The following is a 21321-nucleotide window of genomic DNA, read 5'->3' as shown; positions in this document are numbered from 1 at the left end:
GTTGTCGTGGCCCTCTCGAGGCGGAAATGTCAAGTCATTCCAATGGACAGGGCTGGGGAATCGGGGCTAGCTTTCAAGGGCCGCGCGGGTGCGGAAGCAAGGACAGGGGACACAGCGATGTCATTCGTCAAAGAATTCAAGGAATTTGCCGTCAAGGGCAATATGGTCGATATGGCCGTGGGTATCATCATCGGTGGTGCATTCGGCACGATCGTGTCGTCGCTGGTCGACGACATCTTCATGCCTTTGATCGGCCTCGTGCTCGGTGGCGTAGATTTCTCCAATCTTTTCATCGTGCTTTCCAATCCCGAAGGCGTAGCGGTGCCGTCTCTGGCGGTTGCACAGGCAGCAGGCGTGGCGACCCTCAACATCGGGCTGTTTATCAATGCGCTGGTGAAATTCGTCATCGTCGCACTCGCTCTGTTCATGATGGTCAAGGGGATCAACATGCTGCGGCGTGAGGAGGAGAAAAAGCCTGAAGAGCCGGCAGCGCCACCCCGCGAAGTGGTCCTTCTCGGCGAGATTCGCGATATTCTCAAAGCCAAGGGCTAGCCGCTCAACCGCGACACAACAGCAAATACCGACAAAAGGCCCGCTTATAGGAGCGGGCCTTTTTCTAACTCGGGCTGATGAAATGCGCCCAAACTACGTATTTTATCCTATTGCCTGAACGAAAATAAGATTATAGTCCTAATTATATACTTGACAAAGCACGACCCAAGATTCATAAAGGTGACAAGGAGTTACCGCTATGAACCTCGACAATCCGATCTTTCAGGACGCAAACGCAGCCCGCGAACACCTTGAGGCAATGCAGTGGCCGAATGGCCCGGTTTGCCCCCATTGCGGCAATGTCGATGGCGAACGCATCACTACCATGAAGGGCAAGGCGCATCGCCCCGGCCTCTACAATTGCATGGAGTGCCGCAAGCAGTTCTCCGTGACCGTTGGCACCGTGTTTGAGCGCTCCAAGATCGCCTTGAATAAATGGCTGCTGGCGACTTTCCTTGTTGCGTCCAGCAAGAAAGGCATGAGCGCGCACCAGTTGCACCGCATGCTTGGCGTGACCTACAAAACGGCATGGTTCATGGCTCACCGTATTCGCGAAGCCATGAAAGAGGACGTTTCGTCATCCGGCCCCATCGGCGGCGAAGGCAAGACCATCGAGGCCGACGAAACCTACATCGGCAAGCGTGAAGATCAGGCCATGCCAGCCTACCGCGAAGGCAAGCCCTACAAGTCCAAGAAGCTCGGCACGAAAAAGCAGACCGTCTTTGCCCTTGTCGAGCGCGGCGGTCGCGTCCGTTCCTTCCATGTGCCTAGCGCCACCAAGGAAGGGCTGCGCGAAATCCTGTTCACCAATGCCCCGCGCACCTCAACGCTCTACACCGACGAAAGCCGCTTCTACACAGAAACCGGCAAGGAATATGCTGGCCATGAAACGGTAAACCACAGCGCCAAGGAATACGCCCGTGGCATCGTCCACACCAACACCATTGAGAACGTGTTCTCGGTGTTCAAGCGCGGTATGACTGGCGTTTATCAGCACTGCGCCGAAAAGCACCTGCACCGCTACCTTGCGGAATTCGATTTCCGCTATAACCGCCGCACCGCCCTCAAGATCAGCGATCAGGAGCGCCACGATATGCTGTTGGCAGCTATTCGTGGCAAGCGCTTGACCTATCGGCGGATTGGTGAAGCCGCTAACGCCTAAGCAGCGCGCGGTCAAACTCAAGAGAAAGCGCCGCGCAAAGAAAAGCCCCCGCAAGCCATAGCTTCGGGGGCGGATTCGCCGTGAACAACTTATGAACATCGGTAGACAGGATCGAGAGAATCGAATCCTTATACTCAATGGCTGACCGCGTTCCAGCGCGGGACCAGTCTAACTTCAATCGCTGTACCTGAAGGGCGAACCAATGTCTGATATGACAAAACCGATAATGCAGATTTCCGCGAATCGTTCAAGCCCTCAGTGCGGCATCACATAAAGGATGCCCTAAATGGGTAAGTACTTTTTTTCTTACGACCTAAACGGAAAATCTCCGACGCACGCGGAAATGGATCGCCATATCCGTGCGCTGTTCGGAGCGACAGTCCATCGTGTTCTAGAGACGGTGTGGTTCATTCGCACTGGGCTCACGGAGCAGCAACTGTACGCCTACCTCAACCAGAAATTGTCCGCGAATGACCGGATTTTGGTGATTGAGGCCACAGATGCGATGATGCGGAACTTACTTGTTCCGAGCTATCTAATCCAAAACGCTTGGGTAGATGCTCCGTCGCTCCCAGCGGCACACCGTCCGCCCGTAACGGCACCCCGAGCACTCGGGCTAGGACGTCGATAATCCAAAGCCTCATTCTGGCTTTTCCTCCTTTTGGTCCGGCTTACGAGCCGGGCCATCTTCTTTCGGTTTATGCGGCTTCGGCGGCGTCTTGAGCATGCGCTTTAGCGTCTCTTGGAACCGCTGCTCATCATTTTGGGACTCTTTCATGCCAGATCAAACCACCATCAAAATCGAAGGCTCCTTTAAGCTAACGCATCTCAAGCCGGATGCGCACACTTTTCTGATTCCACTTAAGGATGACGTTGCTATGCTCATTGGGCAGATCGTCGTCTACTGGGGCGCTTTTGAGGTCCGCATGGACGTGATGATCGAAGCGATATCAGAGAGACTTTACAAGTCACCACCACAGGGGTGGAAACGGCTCGCCTTCAAAAAGAGAAAGGAACTGTTCCGTGATTTGATGCGCGAATATACCGCGGCCCTCTTTCCGGATTTGACGCAAACCTTCGACCAGATTTGCGGTAACGCCGCAGACCTCCACTGGAGGCGCAACCTGGTCGCCCACGGCTACTACGAATTAGGCGGCGACGGCGAGGATGATGAAGCAGGGGCGCAAGGAGCAAGTTACACAGCGCACGGCGAGGTAAAAGGGAAATCAAAGTCTCTTCCAGTCACCCCAGACATCCTCGAAAAACTTTGGCACGACATCGCCCACCTAAACGGCGCGCTTTTAGTCGCCATCAATTTCATGGGCGGGAAAGTGAGCAGCGCTGGTTTTGTAATTCCCGATAAAGATCTCTTACAAGATCAGCAATCTGGTAATTTTCGCCTTCTTGCCATTTCAGATAAATTCTGATCCCCGCCTCGACCATCTCGGGCGTGATCTCAGTCTTATTTAAAGCGCTGGCCTGTCGCGAATCACTATCACTCATCCGGCTTGCTTTCTCAAGTATATAATTGGGATTATAGTCCTATTCATACGTAGTCAGTGATAGGGAAGAGTCCGAACGGCAGAAATCGCTCCCTATAGCAAACTTCGTGCGCGATTCATCTTAGCAATCGCCGAGCCGATCTGAGTACAAGGCATTGTCAGCGACGTGCCACTGTTTCGGGCTGAAGCCCGGAAGCAGATGGATGCTGCATGCTGGAATTCAGGCGGCGGATTTAAGAGCGTGGCACCGGCTTCGGCTGGTGGGATTTGCCTTTTGACACTCAATCGGAGAGGGGGCTCGCCGTGCCCGTTTCGCACGACGCATCCCGAAAGAACTGGAGAAAGCAATGAATTCGGAAATTTCTTATCGGCCATTTCTCAATCGGGACCGGTTGGTCCACATCGTCGACAGCGATGAGCCTACATGTGACGGGCTCGACGTATTGTTTCGACTTGAGGGCTTTCAGACGGCCATTTCACGCAACAGTGACGATTTCATCGCCCGTTTTGGACAGCGGCGGCCAGATGTCGTGATCCTCAACTTCGATCTGGAGGGTGAAGACATGCTTCCCGCCCTGCGCCGTATCAAGGATATGCGTTCGGGCATTCCCGTTTTCATGCTGGCGGATCGCCCGCTTGTCGATGGAACGGTCGAGGCCATGCGCTCAGGGGCCAGCGATGTATTTGTCAAACCGGTGGATTCCGAGCGGTTCGTGCGCGCTGTACGGGACACGTTGCGGCGCGATGTTCACGTAAAACCCTCCCACGATGGCCATCGCGAAGTCGAGATCAGAGGCTTTTCACAACTGACTCCCCGTGAACGCGAAGTCCTGCAACTGGTCACCAACGGGCAGTCCAACAAGGAAGCCGGTCGCGAGTTGGGGATTTCCCCTCGTACAATTGAAGTGCACCGGGCCCGGGTCATGGAAAAGCTGGGTGCCCGCAATACCGCTGACCTGATCCGCATCGTTCTTACGAGCTGACAATCAAACGGGCTCGGCCATAGCCCAGACCGGCGCGCCGGTCTGGGCGAGACGTTCATCGATCTCGGCATCGGCAGCGTCCAGATCGGCATGGCAGCAGTCAACGCGTCAAATCTCTCGTTTGTCACCGCACCGTCGCCCGCGGCGATCCTTGACCTATGCGGACTATTCCAGCGAACTTACCCAATTGCTTAGCGCAAACGGCGCCGCTGGAGGCTTTCCCCGAGCAGGACGCCTGTATCCGACGCGTCAAGGTGCGGCCTGCCTTCAGAAAACCGCGCGCCAGCACAACTCGTTGACAGCAGTGCGCCAGTGGTGCCGGATTTTGCAGGGCTCGTGCAGCCCGCCGCTCGCAGCCGAAAGGGCAGGTGAATGCACGTGACACAACCCGTGGTTTGACCTTAACGGGCAGGCTGTCGGTAACGCGAGCGCTGACAAATGATCTTGCCCCAGCAAGGATCAAATCATGTTGGATTTCCCAGCACCAAAGACTATGGCTAAATCGCTTCGCAGCGCCCTGGCCAAATACGAGCACGAGCTTTCGCATGGCCAGTGCCTCGAACTCGTGGCACGGCAGTTGGGGTGTGCCGACTGGAACGTGCTCGCGGCTCGCGAGACGTCAAAGTCGCCACCTGATCTCCAGATGCCCGAAGGTTGGTTCGCGGCGTCCCATTCCAGCCGCGAGATGTTCCGCATGGGTGTTGCACCGGGGCTCGCAGGCGTAGCCATGATCGAGGCACGAGCCGACACCAGGATTCCGCCCGATATGACCGGCGTCTTGATGCGGTCCTTTTCAGCCCGGGCTTTCCGCGCCAAACGATTACGGTTTTCCGCTCAATTGAAGACCCAACGTGCAACGGCTGGCACAATCTGGATGCGTGTTGATCCTCGGGGTGGCGGACGATATCTGCGCTTTGACAATATGCTCAATCGCACTGAGAACGGTGCCCTCAAGGGCGACGCGGACTGGATTGAACGCAACATAGTCCTTGATGTCTCGTATTCAGCCGAGAGCATCCATATCTGGGTTTCCTCCTGAAGGGGAAAGGCACTGTTTGGGCCCGAAATTTCGCGCTTGATACCGTGGGCGATGATGTGCCGGAAACCGCAGACGGGCAATTCCCCCAGGGCCCGACCAATTTTGGTTTCAATCTGCGCTAGAAACCAAAAACGGGGCGTGCCAGCACGCCCCAGTCGCTTCAACACCCCCGCTCATGGCTGATTGCTCGCAAGGGCCGAATTTGCCTACCCGCCGACTGTCGGTAGCGTCAGATCGCCAGCCACAAGCCTGTTCTCCATCAGCTTGGACATGTCGAAATCGCGCTGCAATTCCAAGGTCTGCCAGACCGAGATCAGCGCGTCGCAAAGCTCGGCGATCATGTCGTCGGTGTGATACGGCGTTGGCGTGATGCGCAGCCGCTCGGTGCCCTTGGGAACCGTGGGGTAATTGATGGGCTGGATATAAATGTTATGCCGGTCCATCAGCATGTCGCTTGCTGCCTTGCACAGGCGCGCATCACCCACGATCAGAGGTACGATGTGGGTGTCAGTCGGCAAAACCGGCAATCCAGCCTCGGCGAGGACGCGTTTGACGCGACCGGCCTGACGCTGCTGGCCCTCACGCTCGACACTTGAGACCTTGAGGTGTTCGATCGAGGTCCGGGCCGCCGCGCAAAGCGCCGGGGGCAGGGCGGTGGTGAAGATGAATTCGGGCGCGTAGGAGCGCACGGCATCAACGATGGCCTTGTTGGCGGTGATATAGCCCCCCATGACGCCGAATCCTTTGGCGAGCGTGCCTTCAATGATGTCGATCCGGTCCATCAAATTATCGCGCTCGCAGATGCCGCCGCCGCGCGGACCGTACATCCCGACAGCATGGACCTCGTCGATGTAAGTCATCGCGTTGTACTCATCGGCCAGATCGGCAATCGCTTCAACGGGGGCGACGTCGCCGTCCATGGAATAGACGGATTCGAACACGATGAGCTTGGGGCGCTGCTTGCCGACTGCCGCGAGCAGGTCACGCAGATGGTCAAGATCATTGTGGCGGAAAATCTTCTTCTCCATGCCCGACTGGCGCACGCCCTGGATCATTGAGGCATGATTGAGCTGGTCCGATAGGATCAGGCAATCGGGAATAAGCCGGGCAACTGTTGAGATCGTCGCTTCGTTGGAAACGAACCCCGAAGTAAAGACCAGCGCGGCCTCCTTGCGATGCAGATCGGCCAGCGAACGCTCAAGCTCAACCAGCGGCCGGTTCGTACCCGAAATGTTGCGCGTCCCGCCGGCGCCTGCGCCCAGCTTGCCCGCGGTCTCCTGCATGGCCCCGATAACCGCGGGATGCTGACCCATGCCGAGATAATCGTTGGAACACCAGATGGTGATTTCGCGGGCATTGTCCGCGCTATCGCGGAAGACGGCGCGCGGGAAATGTCCGGCAATACGTTCGATGTCGGCAAAGACGCGGTAGCGCTTTTCAACCCGAAGTGCGTCAATCGCATCCTCGAAGATGCCGCGATAGTCCATGAGGCCTACTCCAATGGCGTCACCGAACCGAGGGCGGCGGCGCATTTATACATAGCAATATGGCGTGCCTTGAAAATGGCGCGTCTTTTCTTTCATGCCCCTCTAACGCGAAGAGCGATATGATCCTTATCAAATCGCCGGGTTGGATGTCATTGGCAAATCACGCCATTGCGCAAGCAAAATCCACGGCGATCGGACACTGTCGCGGCACTATAGCCTTAATTGTGACAGGGAAAAGAGTGCTGTCAGCGCGACCCAGTGACGCGATCGATCCGCATGTCCTGGAAAATTCCCATTATCATGACCGACTTACAGGCTGGCCAAATCAGCCTGACAGCGGGCATGCTGAAACCGGCCACAATCACTTTCCTGCCGCAATTGGCCATCAATGATCGCGGCAACAATCACGAAGCGGTGAGCTCATCATGAAGAAACAGGCAGTCGCCCTCACAGCCGTCGCAGCACTCTTGCTCGCTGGCTGTTCGACCAATCCCTACACCGGAGAATCCCAGCTCTCCAACACCGCGGGCGGGGCCCTGGTGGGTGCCGGCGGCGGCGCCATCGGCGGCGCGTTGATCGGCTCGGCGATGGGCGACACCCGCGTCGGTGCCTTGATCGGTGCCGGTGTGGGCGCGTTGGCCGGCGGCGCGATCGGCAACTACATGGATCAGCAGGAAGCGCAGCTCCGCTCCCAGTTGCAGGGCACTGGCGTTTCCGTCACTCGTGTCGGGGACAATATCGTTCTCAACATGCCTTCCAATATCACCTTCGGTGTCAACCAGTCTGACATCCAGCCCGCGTTCCAGAACACGCTGCGCTCGGTCGCTCTCGTGCTCCAGGAATACAACCAAACGCTGGTCGATATCATCGGCTATACCGACTCTACAGGGTCGGCGAGCTACAATCTGACCCTCTCCCAGCAGCGCGCCACGTCGGTGCAACGTCTGCTCGCCCAATATGGCGTCGATCCGCGTCGCTTCTTTGTCGAGGGCCGCGGCATGGCCAACCCGATCGCCGATAACTCGACCGAAGCGGGCCGTGCTCAGAATCGCCGCGTCGAAATTCGGATCGTTCCCATCCGCAACTAGTCGGCATCGACACTCGCATTACAAAAAGGGCGCACCGGTTATCCGGAGCGCCCTTTTTTCCTGGGATCATGCTCTAGAGAACGACAATCGGCGACCCGAAGCGAACATTGTCGGCAAGGTGGATGACATCCTGGTGCAACAGCCGCACGCAGCCTGACGAGACCGCCTGACCGATGGTCCAGGTCTCACCTGTGCCATGAATTCGATAGATCGTGTCGCGGTTGCCTTCGTGGATATAGAGCGCCCGGGCACCCAGCGGGTTGTCGAGTCCGGGGGGCTGACCATTACGCCATTTTTCGAGTTCGGGCTGACGGTCCACCATCTCCGACGGCGGTGTCCACACCGGCCACTCACGCGAATAGGCAATGTGCCCGCGGCCCGACCACTCAAAGCCGGCACGGCCCAGACCCGCTCCGTAGCGCATTGCGGTGCCACCCTCTTCCACATGGTAAAGATAGAAGTTCGGCGTATCGACAATGACAGTCCCGACCTTTTCGGTCGTGGGGTAGGGGACGCGTTGGCGGTAGTATTTTGGGTCGAGATAGCGCAGGTCGACGGCAGGGACGGGAAACTGTTCCTCGGGTCGCGCGGCATACATCGTCACGACCTCTGGAGAAATCGGCGGAGGCAACTGGATTTGTGTCCTCGGTTGCGTGGTGGTCGTGCATCCGGCGGCGGTGAGGGCAAGAAGGCTTGATGCGCCGGCCATAAAGCCGCGCCGGGTCAGGGTTGGTTCGGACATGTCAAAATCTCACGGTTTGGCGGAACGAGAGCGCTCGCCAGAAAAAAGGGCAATGGATCGCTTAAAGATCAGGCCTGGGGCGGGGGGATTTCGAGCAATGGGGGCGGACCGTCCTCGGCCATCAAATCCATGGGAGCGGGCCAGGACCGATCCGCATCGGGTATCGGCGGCTGGGTGACGCTCACCAATTGTGCGTGCAATTGGCAGCCGGGTACCAAAATACCCAGGCCCATCTGTTTCCAGCAGCGCCCCAGTTTTGCCGTTGGCGCCAAACCGGCATCGATTCGAGCAGACGCGTCGGCGCAAAAATTGTTCTGCTTGGAAAACGACTCGCCGGGCGTTTGTGCGGAGGCGAACGATGCAGAAAGCAGCAAAAGGCCGAAAGCCAACATCAGAATAGGCAGGTAGCGGATCATGACCTATCGGTTACCGCACCAATAGTGGCGCGAAAATGGCACGGACCGGTCACGGAGCAGTGATATGCCACCGCGCTGCTACCGGTGTTGCCCGGCGGTCACAAGATTGTCTGGGTTCGATGCGTTCCATGCTGTGGACGGTACGATTGAGACTTTGCGCCCGCCACAATCGCCGCCTAATGTCGCGCAATCTTTTGACCAGTCCCGGATACCCATGACCAACATTGCAAAAGCCATCGCCGGTCTCATCGCAACAGAAATCTCCGCCCGTCCCGAACAGGTCAAGGCGGCGGTCGACCTGCTTGATGGTGGGGCAACGGTTCCCTTCGTCGCGCGCTATCGCAAGGAGGCTACTGGAGGGCTCGATGACGCCCAGTTGCGCACGCTGGAAACAAGGCTGAGCTATTTGCGTGAGCTTGAAGCGCGCCGCGCAGCCATCCTGCAGTCGATCGATTCACAGGGCAAACTCTCCAGCGAACTGTCGGCCCAGATCGCCCGGGTCATGACCAAATCGGAGCTCGAGGACATCTATCTCCCCTATAAGCCCAAGCGCCGTACCAAGGGTGAGATCGCACGCGAGCGCGGCCTGGAGCCCCTGGCTGACGCTCTTTTTGAAAACCGCATGCTCACCCCGCTCCTTGAGGCGGAAAAGTACATCTCGACTGATGTGCCCGATACCAAGTCGGCGCTCGAAGGTGCCCGCGACATTCTCGCCGAGCGCTTTGCCGAGGACGCGGACCTGATTGGCGAGCTGCGCAATTACATGGAGCGCAAGGCCATGCTCCGCGCCAGAGTTGTCGAGGGAAAACAGGAACAGGGCGCCAAGTTTTCCGACTATTTTGATCATACTGAAGCCTGGTCCAAAGTCCCCAGCCATCGGGCGCTGGCCATGCTGCGCGGGCGCAATGAAGAGGTGCTGGCTATCGATCTTGAGCTCGACGCTGACGCCGAGGGCAAATACAAGCCTGCCGAAACCATGGTCGCAGCCCACTTCGGCATCCGCGCCGATGGCGGGGCTGCAGACCAGTGGCTGATGGATGTGGCGCGCTGGAGTTGGCGGGTCAAACTCTGGCTGCACCTCTCGGTCGATCTGATGGGGCGGCTGCGCGAGCGGGCAGAGGACGAGGCCATTACCGTCTTTGCGCGAAATCTCAAGGACCTGCTCCTGGCTGCGCCCGCCGGCAACCGGGCCACGATGGGGCTCGATCCCGGCATCCGCACCGGCGTTAAAGTGGCCGTCGTGGATTCCACCGGCAAGGTGCTCGACACGGCAACCATCTATCCGTTCCAGCCGCGCAACGACATCCAGGGCAGCCTTGCCGCCCTGATAGCTCTGGTTGCAAGGCACAAGGTCGATCTGATCGCCATCGGCAATGGCACGGCCAGTCGTGAGACCGAGCGGCTGGTCGCCGACATGCTCTCGATGATCCCCGCGCCCAAGCCGCTTAAGGTGGTGGTCAGCGAAGCTGGCGCCTCGGTCTATTCGGCTTCCGAGACGGCCTCGAAAGAACTCCCTGATCTCGATGTTTCGCTACGCGGCGCGGTTTCCATCGCCCGCCGTCTGCAGGATCCCTTGGCAGAACTGGTCAAGATCGAACCCAAATCGATCGGCGTCGGTCAGTATCAGCATGATGTGGACCAGTATCGGCTCGCCAAATCGCTTGATGCCGTGGTGGAGGATGCGGTGAACGCGGTGGGCGTTGACCTCAACACGGCCTCAGCGCCGCTGCTGGCGCGGGTGTCAGGGCTCGGAACGTCCTTGGCCGAAGCCATCGTCGCCCATCGTGATGCCAACGGAGCGTTCTCCGCGCGCAAGGATCTGCTATCGGTCGCCCGACTCGGACCCAAGGCGTTCGAACAGGCGGCCGGGTTCCTGCGCATACGCGATGGCGCCGAACCGCTCGATGCCTCCTCGGTCCATCCCGAAGCTTATGGCGTGGCGCGAAAGATCGTTGCAGCGTGCGGGCGCGATATTCGCCAGTTGATGGGAGACAGCGCCACTCTCAAAAAGCTCGATCCGCGCGCCTTTGTCGATGACACGTTCGGATTGCCCACGGTACGCGATATCCTCGCAGAACTCGAAAAACCCGGCCGCGATCCGCGCCCCGAATTCAAGACCGCAACATTTGCTGACGGCATCGAAGAAATCTCCGATCTCAAGCCTGGAATGATGCTGGAGGGCACGGTGACCAACGTCGCCGCCTTTGGCGCCTTTGTCGATATCGGTGTGCATCAGGATGGGCTGGTTCACGTGTCCCAACTCGCCGACCGGTTCGTCAAGGACGCCCACGAGGTCGTGAAGGCCGGCGATGTGGTCAAGGTCAAGGTGCTCGAAGTTGACGCGAAACGAAAACGCATCAGCCTTTCGATGCGCAGTGATGCAGCGCCGGAGCGAAGCGCGCAAGCGGGTCTCCCCGCACACAACGCGCTCCGGTCGAAAAAGGCGGCCCAGCCTGCACCGGCGCCTTCACAAGGCGCTCTGGGGGCTGCGCTGGCCAATGCTCTGCGCCGGGAGAAATAGGCCCGATCAGTGATTCTGCGCTATGTGCAGGAGATAGCCTAGGCCAAATCCGACGGCAGCGGCCACCACCAGAACCGCACCGGCGCTGGCCGGAGCCTTGTGCGCGGCGCGCGAGAGTACGTCTATATCCTTGCGAGCATGCCTTGCGGCGCGGCGGGCATTCTTGCGCGTACCGTGCACGAAATCTTCGGCTTCGTCGGCAAGGTCGTCGAAATCCAAGCCGTGATCAGCAAGACTTTTGGAAATCGAGTTCAACTGTTGCCGCAATTCGCGCAGTTGCGATTTGATGGGTTTCTCCACCCCGTTCGTTAGACTGAAATTGGCCATAGCGGTTCTCCATGCAAGGACACGGAGTCTTCAACGATCAGAGCCGGTGCGCGGTTCCGTAGCCTCTACTGCGCGACCCCCGCTTCGTCGAGATAGGTCTGGTAGGCCCCCAGGCACATGAGTTCGGCCAACTCGCCGGCCCTGCCGGGAAAAGCGCGAGAGGTGCGAAGACAAACCCCTTCGTGATCCTCGTGGATCAAAGGGTCGATGAGGCCGAAATAGCAGGTGATCTTGTAGCGCTCTTTGAAGCTATCGCTGATTTCGGGCCTGATGGCGCTCTCGACATACGCATCGCACCGGTTGATGGCCTCTATGTTGGAAAAGCCTTGGGCGGGTAAAGGACTGGCAACGCCAATCCCCAGAACGCCCGTCACCAACGCTGCCGAAACGCGCATTGCAAAAACCCTGCCCACAACATGGCGCTACTCAACTGCAAATCGGGGGGGCGCCTCAATATCCCTCTCGCCGCTCCGTGCAAGCGGACCCTCGTTTGTTGCTCAACTGTCGCAGTATCGCCGCGGCAGGGCTGCTATTGCGCCTCGCAGCTTCCCGGAAGGATGTCTTCAAGCTGTCCTTCGACCGCACTGAGTTTGCCTTCGGTGATGGCCATTGGTCTGAAAGGTGGCATGGCCTGCACGGCAGGCTCGGCCAGCCGGAGCGTATAGCACCCAGCAAAACTTGCGGTCGTGCCGTCTGTCATTGTCGCTTCGATGGCAGCAGGGATCGTATAATAAATCGTGCCGGCGCTTCCCTCGGTGACTTCGGGCCCCACGACCAGTTGCACGGACTCGGTATTTTCATACCCTGATGCAAACGCCTCGAAATCGGCTTGCAGATCATTGTCATCGTCATGGGTGAAATAGGACCAAGCGCGCAGATATTCCGATCGGCTGATGGCATTGTAGAGGGACTCAATGACCGCCGCTGCGGTCGAGCGGTCATCGTAATAAGGATTGTCGGACACCGGCTCGTCCAGATCGTCAGCACCTGGGGGTGGGGCCTCGACTTCTCCAGGAACCACCGTCACGTCCTCGGCGACAGGCGTCACCGGGGGCGCCACCTGCGCAAAGGCGGGCGAAGCCATTAATACGGCGGCTGCGGTGACACTCAATTTATCCATAAACATTCTCCTTTCCCCGATAACGCACTGCAAAAGCTCAACGTTGCGTTGAAGATGAGGTATCGATCGACCGGGAAAGAAATGGTGCTGCTGGACAGGATTGAACTGTCGGCCTCTCCCTTACCAAGGGAGTGCTCTACCACTGAGCTACAGCAGCGCCGGCATGAATGGCCGGGGCCATCTGAATGCGGGCCTCTACTGCCACAGGCCTTCTGTGGACGCAAGGGCAAAAAACTGTCACTAGAGCACCAAATATGTCCGCCAGGGTCCAGCCCATGTCCAATTCAGATCGTGACCAAAGATTGGCCGCAAAGCTGAGGGAAAACCTTCGTCGCCGCAAAGCACAGGCCAGGGCGCGGACCGCGCCTGTCAACGATACGGAACAACAAGAGGGGGCGGGCACCTCAAAACCTTTGCCGGGCGAGAAGAAAGATACCTGATCTCACCTTTCTTGCAGCCTGTTCCGGGCTGCGTTACCAACAGCTTCAAACTCCGCATCGCCTTTTCGAGTGCGATTCGCGAATAGTTCCCTATCCAAGGAGTGCCATATGGACCGCATCCGCATCGTGGGTGGCAATCAGCTCAATGGCGAAATCCACATCTCGGGCGCCAAGAACGCGGCTTTGCCCCTGATGATCGCCTCGCTCTTGACTGAAGAACCCTTGGTTCTCGTCAATGTGCCGCGCCTCGCCGACGTCAAGCAACTCGAACGCATCCTTGAAAATCACGGCGTCGATATAGCGGTGCATGGCCGTCGTCGCGGCGATACCGAAATGGGCGGGCAGCGGATCACCTTCACGGCCTCCGATATCGTCGATACGACAGCGCCTTATGATCTGGTCTCGACTATGCGCGCCAGCTTCTGGGTCATCGGTCCACTTCTGGCCCGAGAGGGTCAGGCCAAAGTATCGCTTCCCGGCGGTTGCGCCATCGGCACGCGGCCGGTGGATTTTTATCTCGACGGCTTGCGTCAACTCGGCGCCGAAATCGACATCGATGCCGGCTATGTGCTGGCCCGAGCGCCCGGCGGCAGGCTGAAGGGCGGAAGCGTTCGGTTCCCCAAGGTTTCCGTTGGCGCCACCCATGTTGTGATGATGGCGGCAACCCTTGCTGAGGGAACCACAGTCATCGAAAACGCGGCACTCGAGCCCGAAGTGACCAATCTGGCTGAATGCCTTGTGGCCATGGGCGCGAAAATCTCCGGCATCGGCACCGGGCGGCTGGTTATCGAAGGCGTAGAAAAGCTCGGCGGCGCGATCCACGAGGTGGTCCCCGACCGGATCGAAACCGGAACGTACGCTTTCGCGGCGGCGATGACGGGTGGCGAGGTGTTCCTGCGCAATGCAAGGCCCGAGCTGTTGCAGGCGGCGCTCGACGTACTGGTCCGCACCGGTGTTGACGTTTCAACTGAAGAGAATGGATTGCGCATCAGACGCAATGGCAACGGCATCATGCCGGTCGATGTCGAAACCGATCCTTTTCCCGGATTTCCGACCGACCTGCAGGCCCAGTTCATGGCGCTCATGGCCCGCTCAAGCGGGGTGTCGGCCATCAAGGAAACCATTTTCGAAAATCGCTTCATGCATGTGGCCGAGCTGGCGCGCTTTGGCGCCAACATCCACGTCGACGGACAGACTGCGACCGTGACCGGTGTTCCCGAGCTCAAGGGCGCTCAGGTGATGGCGACCGATTTACGCGCGTCGGTCTCTCTGGTCATTGCCGGGCTGGCGGCGCGGGGCGAAACGGTGGTCAATCGCATCTATCATCTCGACCGCGGTTTCGAACGCCTCGAAAACAAGCTTTCGCGGTGCGGAGCCGAAATAGAGCGGATCGCCGGTTAAGCATGAGAGGCAGAATGCGCTTGCACTTTGGGCGGCAAATGCCCAGATGTTGGCCATGACCTCCATCGATCCTCTACCCAAGGCCACCATGACCGACCTCAAGCTTTTGGCGCTCGACAGCGAAGACCTCGAGATCGTTTCCGCCCACGTACAGGATGCTGTCGTCAGGGTCGGCGACATGGGCTATTCCAAAAATGACCGCCGCTTCGTGCTGCTCATGAACCGCTATGCCTGGGAAGCTGGTGATAAGCGCGGTCAACGCAAGCGGGCCGGTTTGCATTTCGATCACGTTACCGCGGCGCATGCTGAAGGGTTCGATCTCAATTCCAAGGATGGCGTTCTTGAACTGCTCGCCGTGACCTTTGAGCCGACCGATGCGCCTGCGGGGCAGGTCTTGCTTACCTTTGCGGGCGGTGGCAGGGTGCGGCTCGACGCTGAATGTCTCGAAGCGCGTCTTCGCGATCTCGGCGGGGTGTGGGCCGCCAGGGCCCAGCCCAAGCACGACGTCGACTGACCGGGGCGCGATCAGCTAGTCATGACTGCACTTCTTTCAAGCGCTGAACCGGGCTTTGCGCAGGCCTTCGAGACACTTCTTGGCTCCAAGCGTGAAGCATCGGTCGAGGTGGGTTCAACTGTTGCGGCCATCATTGCTGATGTGCGGGCACGCGGTGATGCCGCACTGATCGATCTGACGCGGAAATTCGACGAGCTGGAGCTTACGCCGCAAACAATGCGGTTCTCGGCCGACGAAATCGATGCGGCCTACGAAACCGTTTCGCCCCAAATTCGCGATGCGCTGACGCTTGCGCACAAACGCATTACTGCCCATCACGAAAAGCAGATGCCTGTCGATCACGTCTACACTGATGAGATCGGCGTTACGCTGGGAAGCCGCTGGACGGCTGTTGAAGCCGCAGGGCTCTATGTGCCGGGCGGACTGGCGTCCTACCCGTCCTCGGTGCTCATGAACGCCATTCCAGCCAAGGTGGCGGGCGTTGAGCGGCTGGCCATGGTGGTGCCCACCCCGAACGGTATGGTCAATCCCGCCATTCTTGCCGCGGCAAAAATCGCCGGTGTTTCGGAAATTTACCGTGTCGGGGGAGCCCAGGCGATTGCGGCACTGGCCTTCGGCACCGAAACCATCGCCCCCGTTGCCAAGATCACCGGGCCAGGCAATGCCTATGTGGCCGCCGCCAAGCGCCAGGTCTTCGGTACGGTGGGCATTGATATGATTGCGGGGCCCTCCGAGGTGCTCATTATCGCCGATGGTTCGGCCAACCCCGCCTGGGTCGCGGCCGACCTTCTGGCTCAAGCCGAGCATGGAGCAGGGGCGCAATCGATCCTTCTGACCACCGATCCGGTTTTGGCGCGTTCTGTATTTGCAGAAGTCGAGCGGCAATTGGCAACGCTTCGGGCGCCCGACAATGCCCGACAGGGTTGGGAGGAGTTCGGCGCGATTATCACTGTAGGCACTCTCGATGAGGCCATGCCGCTCGCCAACCGCATCGCATCAGAGCATGTGGAACTCGCGCTCGATGATCCCGAACCGTGGATCGGCAAAATTCGCAATGCGGGCGCTATTTTCGTTGGCCATCACACCCCCGAATCGATCGGCGATTATGTGGGGGGCTCCAACCACGTCCTGCCGACGGCGCGCTCGGCGCGCTTTGCATCCGGGCTTGGCGTGCTCGATTTCGTCAAGCGTACCTCGATTCTGGGCTGCACGCCCGGGGCTTTGGCAGAGCTTGCCGACGCCACGGTCACACTGGCAGAAACCGAGGGGCTCCAAGCCCACGGAAAATCGGTCTCGATAAGGCTCAACCGCTGATGGATAAGCGGCCCTTCGATCCCGAAACCGACAGGATCGTCACAGTCACGCTTGACCCTACAACCATAACCTCGGTCGATCCCGACGAAGTTCATGAATGGCGCGTTGCCATCTATGACCTGATTGATTCCAATCGCTTTTATCCCGCACGGGTCACGGCCAAGGGCCCGTACGCCCTGCACCTGTCGATCATCCACAACCATATTGTGCTCGACGTCCGGCACCCCGAAACCTTCAGCCCGATTGCCGCGCATTATCTTTCACTCACCCCCTTCAGAAGTCTGATCCGGGACTATTTCCGCATCCGCGAAAGCTATTATGAAGCGATCCGCTCGGCGTCGACCTTCCAGATCGAAGCGGTGGATATGGGCCGGCGCGGCCTGCACAATCAGGCCGCCGAACTTCTGATCGAGCGGCTCAACAACAAGCTGGTGATGGATCTCGAAACCGCCCGCCGGCTTTTCACACTGATCTGCGCTGTACAGCCCTATGCAGCGCGGGTGACCGAGCAGGAAAGCGAGCTGCCGACGATTCTTTTCGTGTGTTCGATGAATTCGGTGCGCTCGCCCATTGCCGCGGCGCTGGCCCGCAAACATTTCCCCGGACGCCTCGTTGCCCGCTCTGCCGGCGTACGCTCGGGCAAGGTCGACCACTTTGTCCACCAGGTGATGGAAGAAGTCGGTATCGATATGTCGGTCCACACTCCCCACACGATGGATGAATTGGTGGCTTCCAATTTCGACATCATCGTGACCCTGGCCGATGATGCAAAAAAGGCGGTGGCCGATCGCGGGCTTGAGGCCGCAGTCATGGAACACTGGTCGCCCGCCGATCCATCCGAGATGGAAGGCAGTCGCGACGTGGTTTTGGGCGCTTACCGTGAGTTGCGCGACACCATGGACATCAAGTTGCGCACCGCGCTCGAACCTATGCTTGCAAGGGCTGGAAAAAGCGCCTGAATCAGGGACTTTCAATTATCTGCGTTTGCGTTTAGTTTGCGCGCCAAATCGCGCCCCGCAGTTGAGTGCGGGCCTTTGGAAGGCCTCGGTCCGCATTCGCGATCAGTCATGGGGCAATATCAGGAGAAAGAATGGCAAAGGAAGAAGTGCTCGAATTTCCGGGCGTTGTCACCGAATTGCTTCCCAACGCGACATTCCGCGTTAAGCTCGAGAACGAACACGAGATCATCGCTCACACGGCCGGGCGCATGCGCAAGAACCGTATTCGCGTTCTGGCCGGCGATAAGGTGCTCGTGGAAATGACACCCTACGATCTGACCAAGGGTCGCATCACCTACCGCTTCAAGTAAACCCTGCCTCGTGAGCCCATAGTGTCCAGCAGACGCCCCGAACTCATTCTCGCTTCGGCCTCGCCGCGTCGGCTCGCGCTTCTCAACCAGATCGGCATCGAACCCGACCACCTGATTCCCGGGCATGTGGATGAAACACCGGAAAAGGGTGAGCTGCCGCGCCGTCTGGCCCAGCGCCTCGCCCATGCCAAGGCGGTCGAGGTGCGCAACAAGGCGCGCCTGGCCGGATTGGCGGCTGAATCGGTGATCCTTGCCGCCGATACGGTCGTTGCCGTCGGCCGTCGGATTTTGCCCAAGGCGGAAACCATGGACGAGGCGGCAAGCTGCCTTCGGCTCCTGTCGGGCCGCGCACATCGGGTGTTTACCGGTGTGTGTGTTCTGTCGGCATCCGGACATGCCCGCGAGCGCCTGGTCGATACCCGCATCCGCTTCAAGCGCCTTTCCAATAAGGAAATCGAAGCCTATCTGGCCAGCGGCGAGTGGAATGGCAAGGCCGGAGGATACGCCATTCAGGGCATCGCGGGAGCCTTTGCGGTCAAACTGAGCGGGTCTTATTCCGCTGTCGTAGGCTTGCCGCTGTTTGAAACCGTCGGCCTCTTGACCGGGGAGGGCTATCCCGTCCAGTTCAACTGGCTCAACGCGACGACACTGCCAGGGGTCTAGCCATGCCCGACAACATAACGCGTCTGCGCACGCCAAAACCGTGCCCGATCTGCAACAAGCCCTCAGTGCAGCAGTTCCACCCCTTCTGCTCGGCCCGCTGCGCCGATGTCGATCTCAATCGCTGGCTCAAGGGCACCTATGTGATCCCGGGCGCAGCATCATCGGCCGACGAGGACGACGCAGATTCGAGTCCGTCGGACGATGAGGATTGAGGCTGTCCGTGCCGTCAAGCGAGCAATCTGGCGGTGGTATATCCATGGTTTTGGGGAGGTCTGGAACAAGCTTTGCGAAAAAGTACGGACTGCCCACAAATTTCTTCTCGGGACGCTGGACAGCCCGAACCTGACTGCCTATAACCCGGCCACCAACACGGGCCCCGCAAGAGGCCCAAACAGATGCCCAGGTAGCTCAGTTGGTAGAGCAGCGGATTGAAAATCCGCGTGTCGGCGGTTCAATTCCGTCCCTGGGCACCACTTTCCAAACGTACAAGGACCAGTCAGTTGCGCGGCTCTCTTGCAGAGGCCGGCTCACGCCAGATCGTAAACCGCCAGCAAGTTTGGCAACACGGCCAGATGCCAGTTGATGGACTCTCCGGCTGCGAGTGCCTGACAGGCTGAATTGGCTGCATAGATCGCGGCGAACGCGAGGATGCGCTTGCGCTTGTGGCCGAGTTTGGCCGCAAAGGCATCGGCCATTGCATTGATCCGTATCGTGTCGGCCGCAAGCTCTACCTTCCCCCATGGGTGCAGGAAGCTGGCTGCAAGATCATAAGCCGGATCGCCCCAAAGGCCTACGGGCGCCCGCGCGATCCAACCTCGCTCCGCCAGTACGATTCGGTCGTGATGAACGGCGCCATGCAGCGGAATTTCGGCTGCGGGTTTATCGAGCGTCGCATAGGCTATGCCCACCGAGCGCGCATATAGGTCGCGCGCCGTATCGGGCCATATCCGGACATCAGCGGCAAAAAAATCGCTCAGATACTCACGCAACGGCACCAGGTTCTCTGGTTCGTTGGGGCGGCTGACATGCAGCATGCCCACCAGATTGGCGATTGCATTTGTTGCCTGCGCATCCTTTCCGTCCAGCGCGGGTTCGGACAGCATCCTGCCTTCTGCCCACTCGGTCAGAACTGCATTCTCGGCGGTGCCGAAATGGCGTATGGCTCCATCCCCGCGATACCATTCGAGCAGGCTGCCGGACCTCTCAGGGCTTCCAACGCCTGGCCTGTAGATACGCAATGCCGCGGGGCTGTTGTCGTCGCGCTGCACCTTATAGGTCCAGGCTTCGGAGGTCTCAGCCACTTGGGTAAGCTTGGAAAGGCTCCAGCGGATGGCAGCCTTGTTGAGGACTGTGTCGTGCGGTGCGGTGCCGATCGGAACCCCCTGTGGAAAGCGTTTGGGCGCGCGCCGGGAAAAGAATCACTGTCGGTTCGATACACACACTTTCTAGCAAATTTCGGGCGCGCCGTCTGGTTCCGCCAAAATGATGCACCGTTACGGTTTGTCGAGCCAGGGCATCAGCCTGATACGGGGAGAGGCTTGGGAGGGATTCGGCACTACCTTCGGCGCATCGTCAGAAAGGCCAGCGTCCAGTTCGTCGAGCCTAGCCAGTGCGACGCTGAGAAGATGATCCATCCCTGCATCGAACCAGACCTCGTTGGCCAGCATGGCCCTTGCTTGCTCAATGCGGTCCTTGGCCAGTAAGTATGCTGTCGGCATTGGGCGTCTCCGGTGCTGTCTGCGCGCACTTACGGGTAGAAAGTGCGGATGAGTCGGACCAGCGCATCCCCCCAATTGCGCACAAGACTAGCCTCCCATGGTAAAGTCCGCTTGAAGCAAGTTGTCCGGATTTTAAACGCTTTTTAGCGGCGCGGGTGCCAGTAACACCGGCCTCTGGCCAATATCGGGCACAGGACAAGGGCCGCACATGGCGGCAACTAGGCCTTCTTTTTGGGAAGGTCTTCGCGTTTTGTCGAAGCGAACTCTTCCAGCTCTTTTTCAGTCATCGAGTCGACCATGTCGCGTGAAGCGCCCTTGAGATCCTTCTTCGGCATCTCACCGCGTTTTGCAGATAGGGCAGCACCTGCTGCTTTTTGCTGTGCTTTGGATTTGGCTGGCATCTTAATTCTCCTTGCTGAACAGGAGAAATGGCTCTGTTGAAACCCGGTTCCCAAGGAATCGGCGACCTAGCGCTTATCCTTGTGTTTGTTCTCAAGGAAGCGCTTCTCGAACTGGCCAAGCACCATCGTGATAACAAGCGCCAGCACCGTCGCCAGAACAGCGACCGAAAAGAACCCCGAGCCAGCCGCAACACCGATTGCACCGGCCATCCAGAGCCCGGCTCCCGTGGTCAAACCCTTGATATCGGTCCCAGAGCGGATGATGGCACCTGCCGCAAGAAAAGCAACGCCCGCCGTTACGGCCTCAATGACACGGATGGGGTCGAGCCGAGCGATGGTGTCGGCGTCCAAATCGACCATCTCGTGATAAATTTCGAAGGTCATGATCGTGAAAGAGGCGGCTGCCGTGGAAACGAGCATGTGCGTGCGCAAACCGGCGGGATGTTTCTTGATCTCGCGTTCGAGCCCGATCAGCGCGCCCAGCACCGCTGCAACGAGCAACCGAACGGCAATCAAGGCAAACGGCTCGTGAGTTGGATTGCCCCCCAGCGCCAGTAAATCTTCCATTGATCGAACCCCCGAAATATCCGGTAGAAACGCGCTTGGCGTCCGGAAGTTCCAG

The 21321-nt window shown here is 58.9% G+C and carries 26 protein-coding genes and 2 tRNA genes; 16 read left to right on the top strand and 12 right to left on the bottom strand.

The genetic code is table 11. From position 1 onward, the window contains the following. Positions 1-117 precede the first annotated feature (117 nt). Both mscL and OF122_RS16435 read left to right on the top strand, forming a co-directional pair. The gene (mscL, locus tag OF122_RS16440) at positions 118-552 is read left to right on the top strand and encodes a large conductance mechanosensitive channel protein MscL (protein WP_264225261.1); all 435 of its coding nucleotides are present in this window, start codon (positions 118-120) and stop codon (positions 550-552) included. 199 nt (positions 553-751) lie between these two features. Then, positions 752-1714, top strand: a complete 963-nt coding sequence (locus tag OF122_RS16435) for an IS1595 family transposase (RefSeq protein ID WP_264225260.1) — start codon at positions 752-754, stop codon at positions 1712-1714. A 640-nt stretch (positions 1715-2354) separates the two neighbouring features. On the opposite strand, the gene OF122_RS16430 is transcribed toward OF122_RS16435, so the two are convergent. Further along, on the bottom strand, positions 2355-2492 hold the full coding sequence (locus OF122_RS16430) for a hypothetical protein (RefSeq protein WP_264225259.1): 138 nt from the start codon (positions 2490-2492) through the stop codon (positions 2355-2357). Here OF122_RS16430 and OF122_RS16425 point away from each other — a divergent pair. The 3 genes from OF122_RS16425 to OF122_RS16415 all read left to right on the top strand — a co-directional run bounded on the left by OF122_RS16425 (position 2491) and on the right by OF122_RS16415 (position 5238). Then, entirely contained in the window at positions 2491-3141 is a 651-nt protein-coding gene (locus OF122_RS16425) for a hypothetical protein (protein ID WP_264225258.1), read from the top strand. The two genes, OF122_RS16430 and OF122_RS16425, sit on opposite strands and share 2 nt — an antisense overlap. Positions 3142-3563: 422 nt before the next feature. Further along, positions 3564-4199, top strand: coding sequence for a response regulator transcription factor (locus tag OF122_RS16420; protein ID WP_264225257.1), 636 nt, complete (start codon positions 3564-3566; stop codon positions 4197-4199). Positions 4200-4692: 493 nt separating this feature from the next. Next, positions 4693-5238, top strand: coding sequence for a glyoxalase superfamily protein (locus tag OF122_RS16415; RefSeq protein ID WP_264225256.1), 546 nt, complete (start codon positions 4693-4695; stop codon positions 5236-5238). A gap of 206 nt (positions 5239-5444) precedes the next feature. Here the strand turns inward: OF122_RS16415 and hemA are convergent, their stop codons facing one another. Next, entirely contained in the window at positions 5445-6725 is a 1281-nt protein-coding gene (gene hemA, locus OF122_RS16410; protein ID WP_264225255.1) for a 5-aminolevulinate synthase, read from the bottom strand. A gap of 276 nt (positions 6726-7001) precedes the next feature. Here hemA and OF122_RS16405 point away from each other — a divergent pair, with 276 nt between their 5' ends. Together OF122_RS16405 and OF122_RS16400 are read left to right on the top strand one after the other, a co-directional pair. After that, positions 7002-7154, top strand: coding sequence for a hypothetical protein (locus OF122_RS16405; protein ID WP_264225254.1), 153 nt, complete (start codon positions 7002-7004; stop codon positions 7152-7154). Continuing rightward, positions 7148-7813 carry an OmpA family protein gene (locus tag OF122_RS16400; protein WP_264227690.1) on the top strand — a complete coding sequence of 222 codons (666 nt, stop codon included), beginning with the start codon at positions 7148-7150 and terminating at the stop codon, positions 7811-7813. Before OF122_RS16405 ends, OF122_RS16400 begins: the two co-directional genes overlap by 7 nt. 73 nt (positions 7814-7886) lie before the next feature. Here the strand turns inward: OF122_RS16400 and OF122_RS16395 are convergent, their stop codons facing one another. Together OF122_RS16395 and OF122_RS16390 are read right to left on the bottom strand one after the other, a co-directional pair. Then, positions 7887-8555, bottom strand: a complete 669-nt coding sequence (locus OF122_RS16395) for a L,D-transpeptidase (protein WP_264225253.1) — start codon at positions 8553-8555, stop codon at positions 7887-7889. Between the two features lie 68 nt (positions 8556-8623). Then, on the bottom strand, positions 8624-8971 hold the full coding sequence (locus tag OF122_RS16390; RefSeq protein ID WP_264225252.1) for a hypothetical protein: 348 nt from the start codon (positions 8969-8971) through the stop codon (positions 8624-8626). A 214-nt stretch (positions 8972-9185) separates the two neighbouring features. On the opposite strand from OF122_RS16390, the gene OF122_RS16385 reads away from it, so the two are divergent. Next, entirely contained in the window at positions 9186-11492 is a 2307-nt protein-coding gene (locus tag OF122_RS16385) for a Tex family protein (RefSeq protein ID WP_264225251.1), read from the top strand. Positions 11493-11498: 6 nt separating this feature from the next. Here OF122_RS16385 and OF122_RS16380 read toward each other — a convergent pair whose 3' ends face one another. The 4 genes from OF122_RS16380 to OF122_RS16365 all read right to left on the bottom strand — a co-directional run bounded on the left by OF122_RS16380 (position 11499) and on the right by OF122_RS16365 (position 13096). Beyond that, entirely contained in the window at positions 11499-11819 is a 321-nt protein-coding gene (locus tag OF122_RS16380; RefSeq protein WP_264225250.1) for a hypothetical protein, read from the bottom strand. A 65-nt stretch (positions 11820-11884) separates the two neighbouring features. Next, the gene (locus OF122_RS16375) at positions 11885-12214 is read right to left on the bottom strand and encodes a hypothetical protein (RefSeq protein WP_264225249.1); all 330 of its coding nucleotides are present in this window, start codon (positions 12212-12214) and stop codon (positions 11885-11887) included. A 134-nt stretch (positions 12215-12348) separates the two neighbouring features. Beyond that, positions 12349-12939 (bottom strand): hypothetical protein, encoded by a 591-nt coding sequence (locus OF122_RS16370; protein ID WP_264225248.1) that lies wholly within the window; start codon positions 12937-12939, stop codon positions 12349-12351. 82 nt (positions 12940-13021) lie between these two features. After that, positions 13022-13096: transfer RNA gene (locus tag OF122_RS16365), tRNA-Thr, on the bottom strand. Positions 13097-13487: 391 nt separating this feature from the next. Between OF122_RS16365 and murA the strand changes: the two genes are divergently transcribed. The 8 genes from murA to OF122_RS16320 all read left to right on the top strand — a co-directional run bounded on the left by murA (position 13488) and on the right by OF122_RS16320 (position 19053). Continuing rightward, positions 13488-14780: a UDP-N-acetylglucosamine 1-carboxyvinyltransferase gene (gene murA, locus OF122_RS16360; protein WP_264225247.1), complete on the top strand. Its 1293-nt coding sequence runs from the start codon at positions 13488-13490 to the stop codon at positions 14778-14780. 55 nt (positions 14781-14835) lie between these two features. Further along, positions 14836-15294: a DUF2948 family protein gene (locus tag OF122_RS16355; protein WP_319019376.1), complete on the top strand. Its 459-nt coding sequence runs from the start codon at positions 14836-14838 to the stop codon at positions 15292-15294. A 21-nt stretch (positions 15295-15315) separates the two neighbouring features. After that, positions 15316-16608, top strand: coding sequence for a histidinol dehydrogenase (gene hisD / locus OF122_RS16350; protein ID WP_264225245.1), 1293 nt, complete (start codon positions 15316-15318; stop codon positions 16606-16608). After that, positions 16608-17567 (top strand): UPF0262 family protein, encoded by a 960-nt coding sequence (locus OF122_RS19700; RefSeq protein ID WP_319019375.1) that lies wholly within the window; start codon positions 16608-16610, stop codon positions 17565-17567. The genes hisD and OF122_RS19700 overlap by 1 nt, the downstream gene beginning before the upstream one ends. Before the next feature lie 131 nt (positions 17568-17698). Further along, positions 17699-17917, top strand: coding sequence for a translation initiation factor IF-1 (gene infA / locus OF122_RS16335; protein ID WP_004435948.1), 219 nt, complete (start codon positions 17699-17701; stop codon positions 17915-17917). Between the two features lie 21 nt (positions 17918-17938). Further along, positions 17939-18580 carry a Maf family nucleotide pyrophosphatase gene (locus OF122_RS16330; RefSeq protein WP_264225244.1) on the top strand — a complete coding sequence of 214 codons (642 nt, stop codon included), beginning with the start codon at positions 17939-17941 and terminating at the stop codon, positions 18578-18580. 2 nt (positions 18581-18582) lie between these two features. Then, on the top strand, positions 18583-18792 hold the full coding sequence (gene yacG, locus OF122_RS16325) for a DNA gyrase inhibitor YacG (RefSeq protein WP_264225243.1): 210 nt from the start codon (positions 18583-18585) through the stop codon (positions 18790-18792). 185 nt (positions 18793-18977) lie between these two features. Next, a tRNA-Phe gene (locus tag OF122_RS16320) sits at positions 18978-19053 on the top strand. Between the two features lie 54 nt (positions 19054-19107). Here the strand turns inward: OF122_RS16320 and OF122_RS16315 are convergent. From OF122_RS16315 to OF122_RS16300, 4 genes are all read right to left on the bottom strand, one after another. Continuing rightward, positions 19108-19911: an aminoglycoside phosphotransferase family protein gene (locus OF122_RS16315; protein ID WP_264227688.1), complete on the bottom strand. Its 804-nt coding sequence runs from the start codon at positions 19909-19911 to the stop codon at positions 19108-19110. A 162-nt stretch (positions 19912-20073) separates the two neighbouring features. Next, entirely contained in the window at positions 20074-20298 is a 225-nt protein-coding gene (locus tag OF122_RS16310) for a hypothetical protein (protein WP_264225242.1), read from the bottom strand. Positions 20299-20516: 218 nt separating this feature from the next. After that, positions 20517-20699 (bottom strand): DUF3008 family protein, encoded by a 183-nt coding sequence (locus OF122_RS16305; RefSeq protein WP_264225241.1) that lies wholly within the window; start codon positions 20697-20699, stop codon positions 20517-20519. A gap of 66 nt (positions 20700-20765) precedes the next feature. Next, positions 20766-21266: an MgtC/SapB family protein gene (locus OF122_RS16300; RefSeq protein ID WP_264225240.1), complete on the bottom strand. Its 501-nt coding sequence runs from the start codon at positions 21264-21266 to the stop codon at positions 20766-20768. Between the last annotated feature and the right edge of the window lie 55 nt (positions 21267-21321).

This window comes from Pelagibacterium flavum, assembly GCF_025854335.1.
GTDB classification, from domain to species: Bacteria; Pseudomonadota; Alphaproteobacteria; order Rhizobiales; family Devosiaceae; genus Pelagibacterium; species Pelagibacterium flavum.
This window is presented reverse-complemented; position numbering and strand designations above follow the sequence as displayed.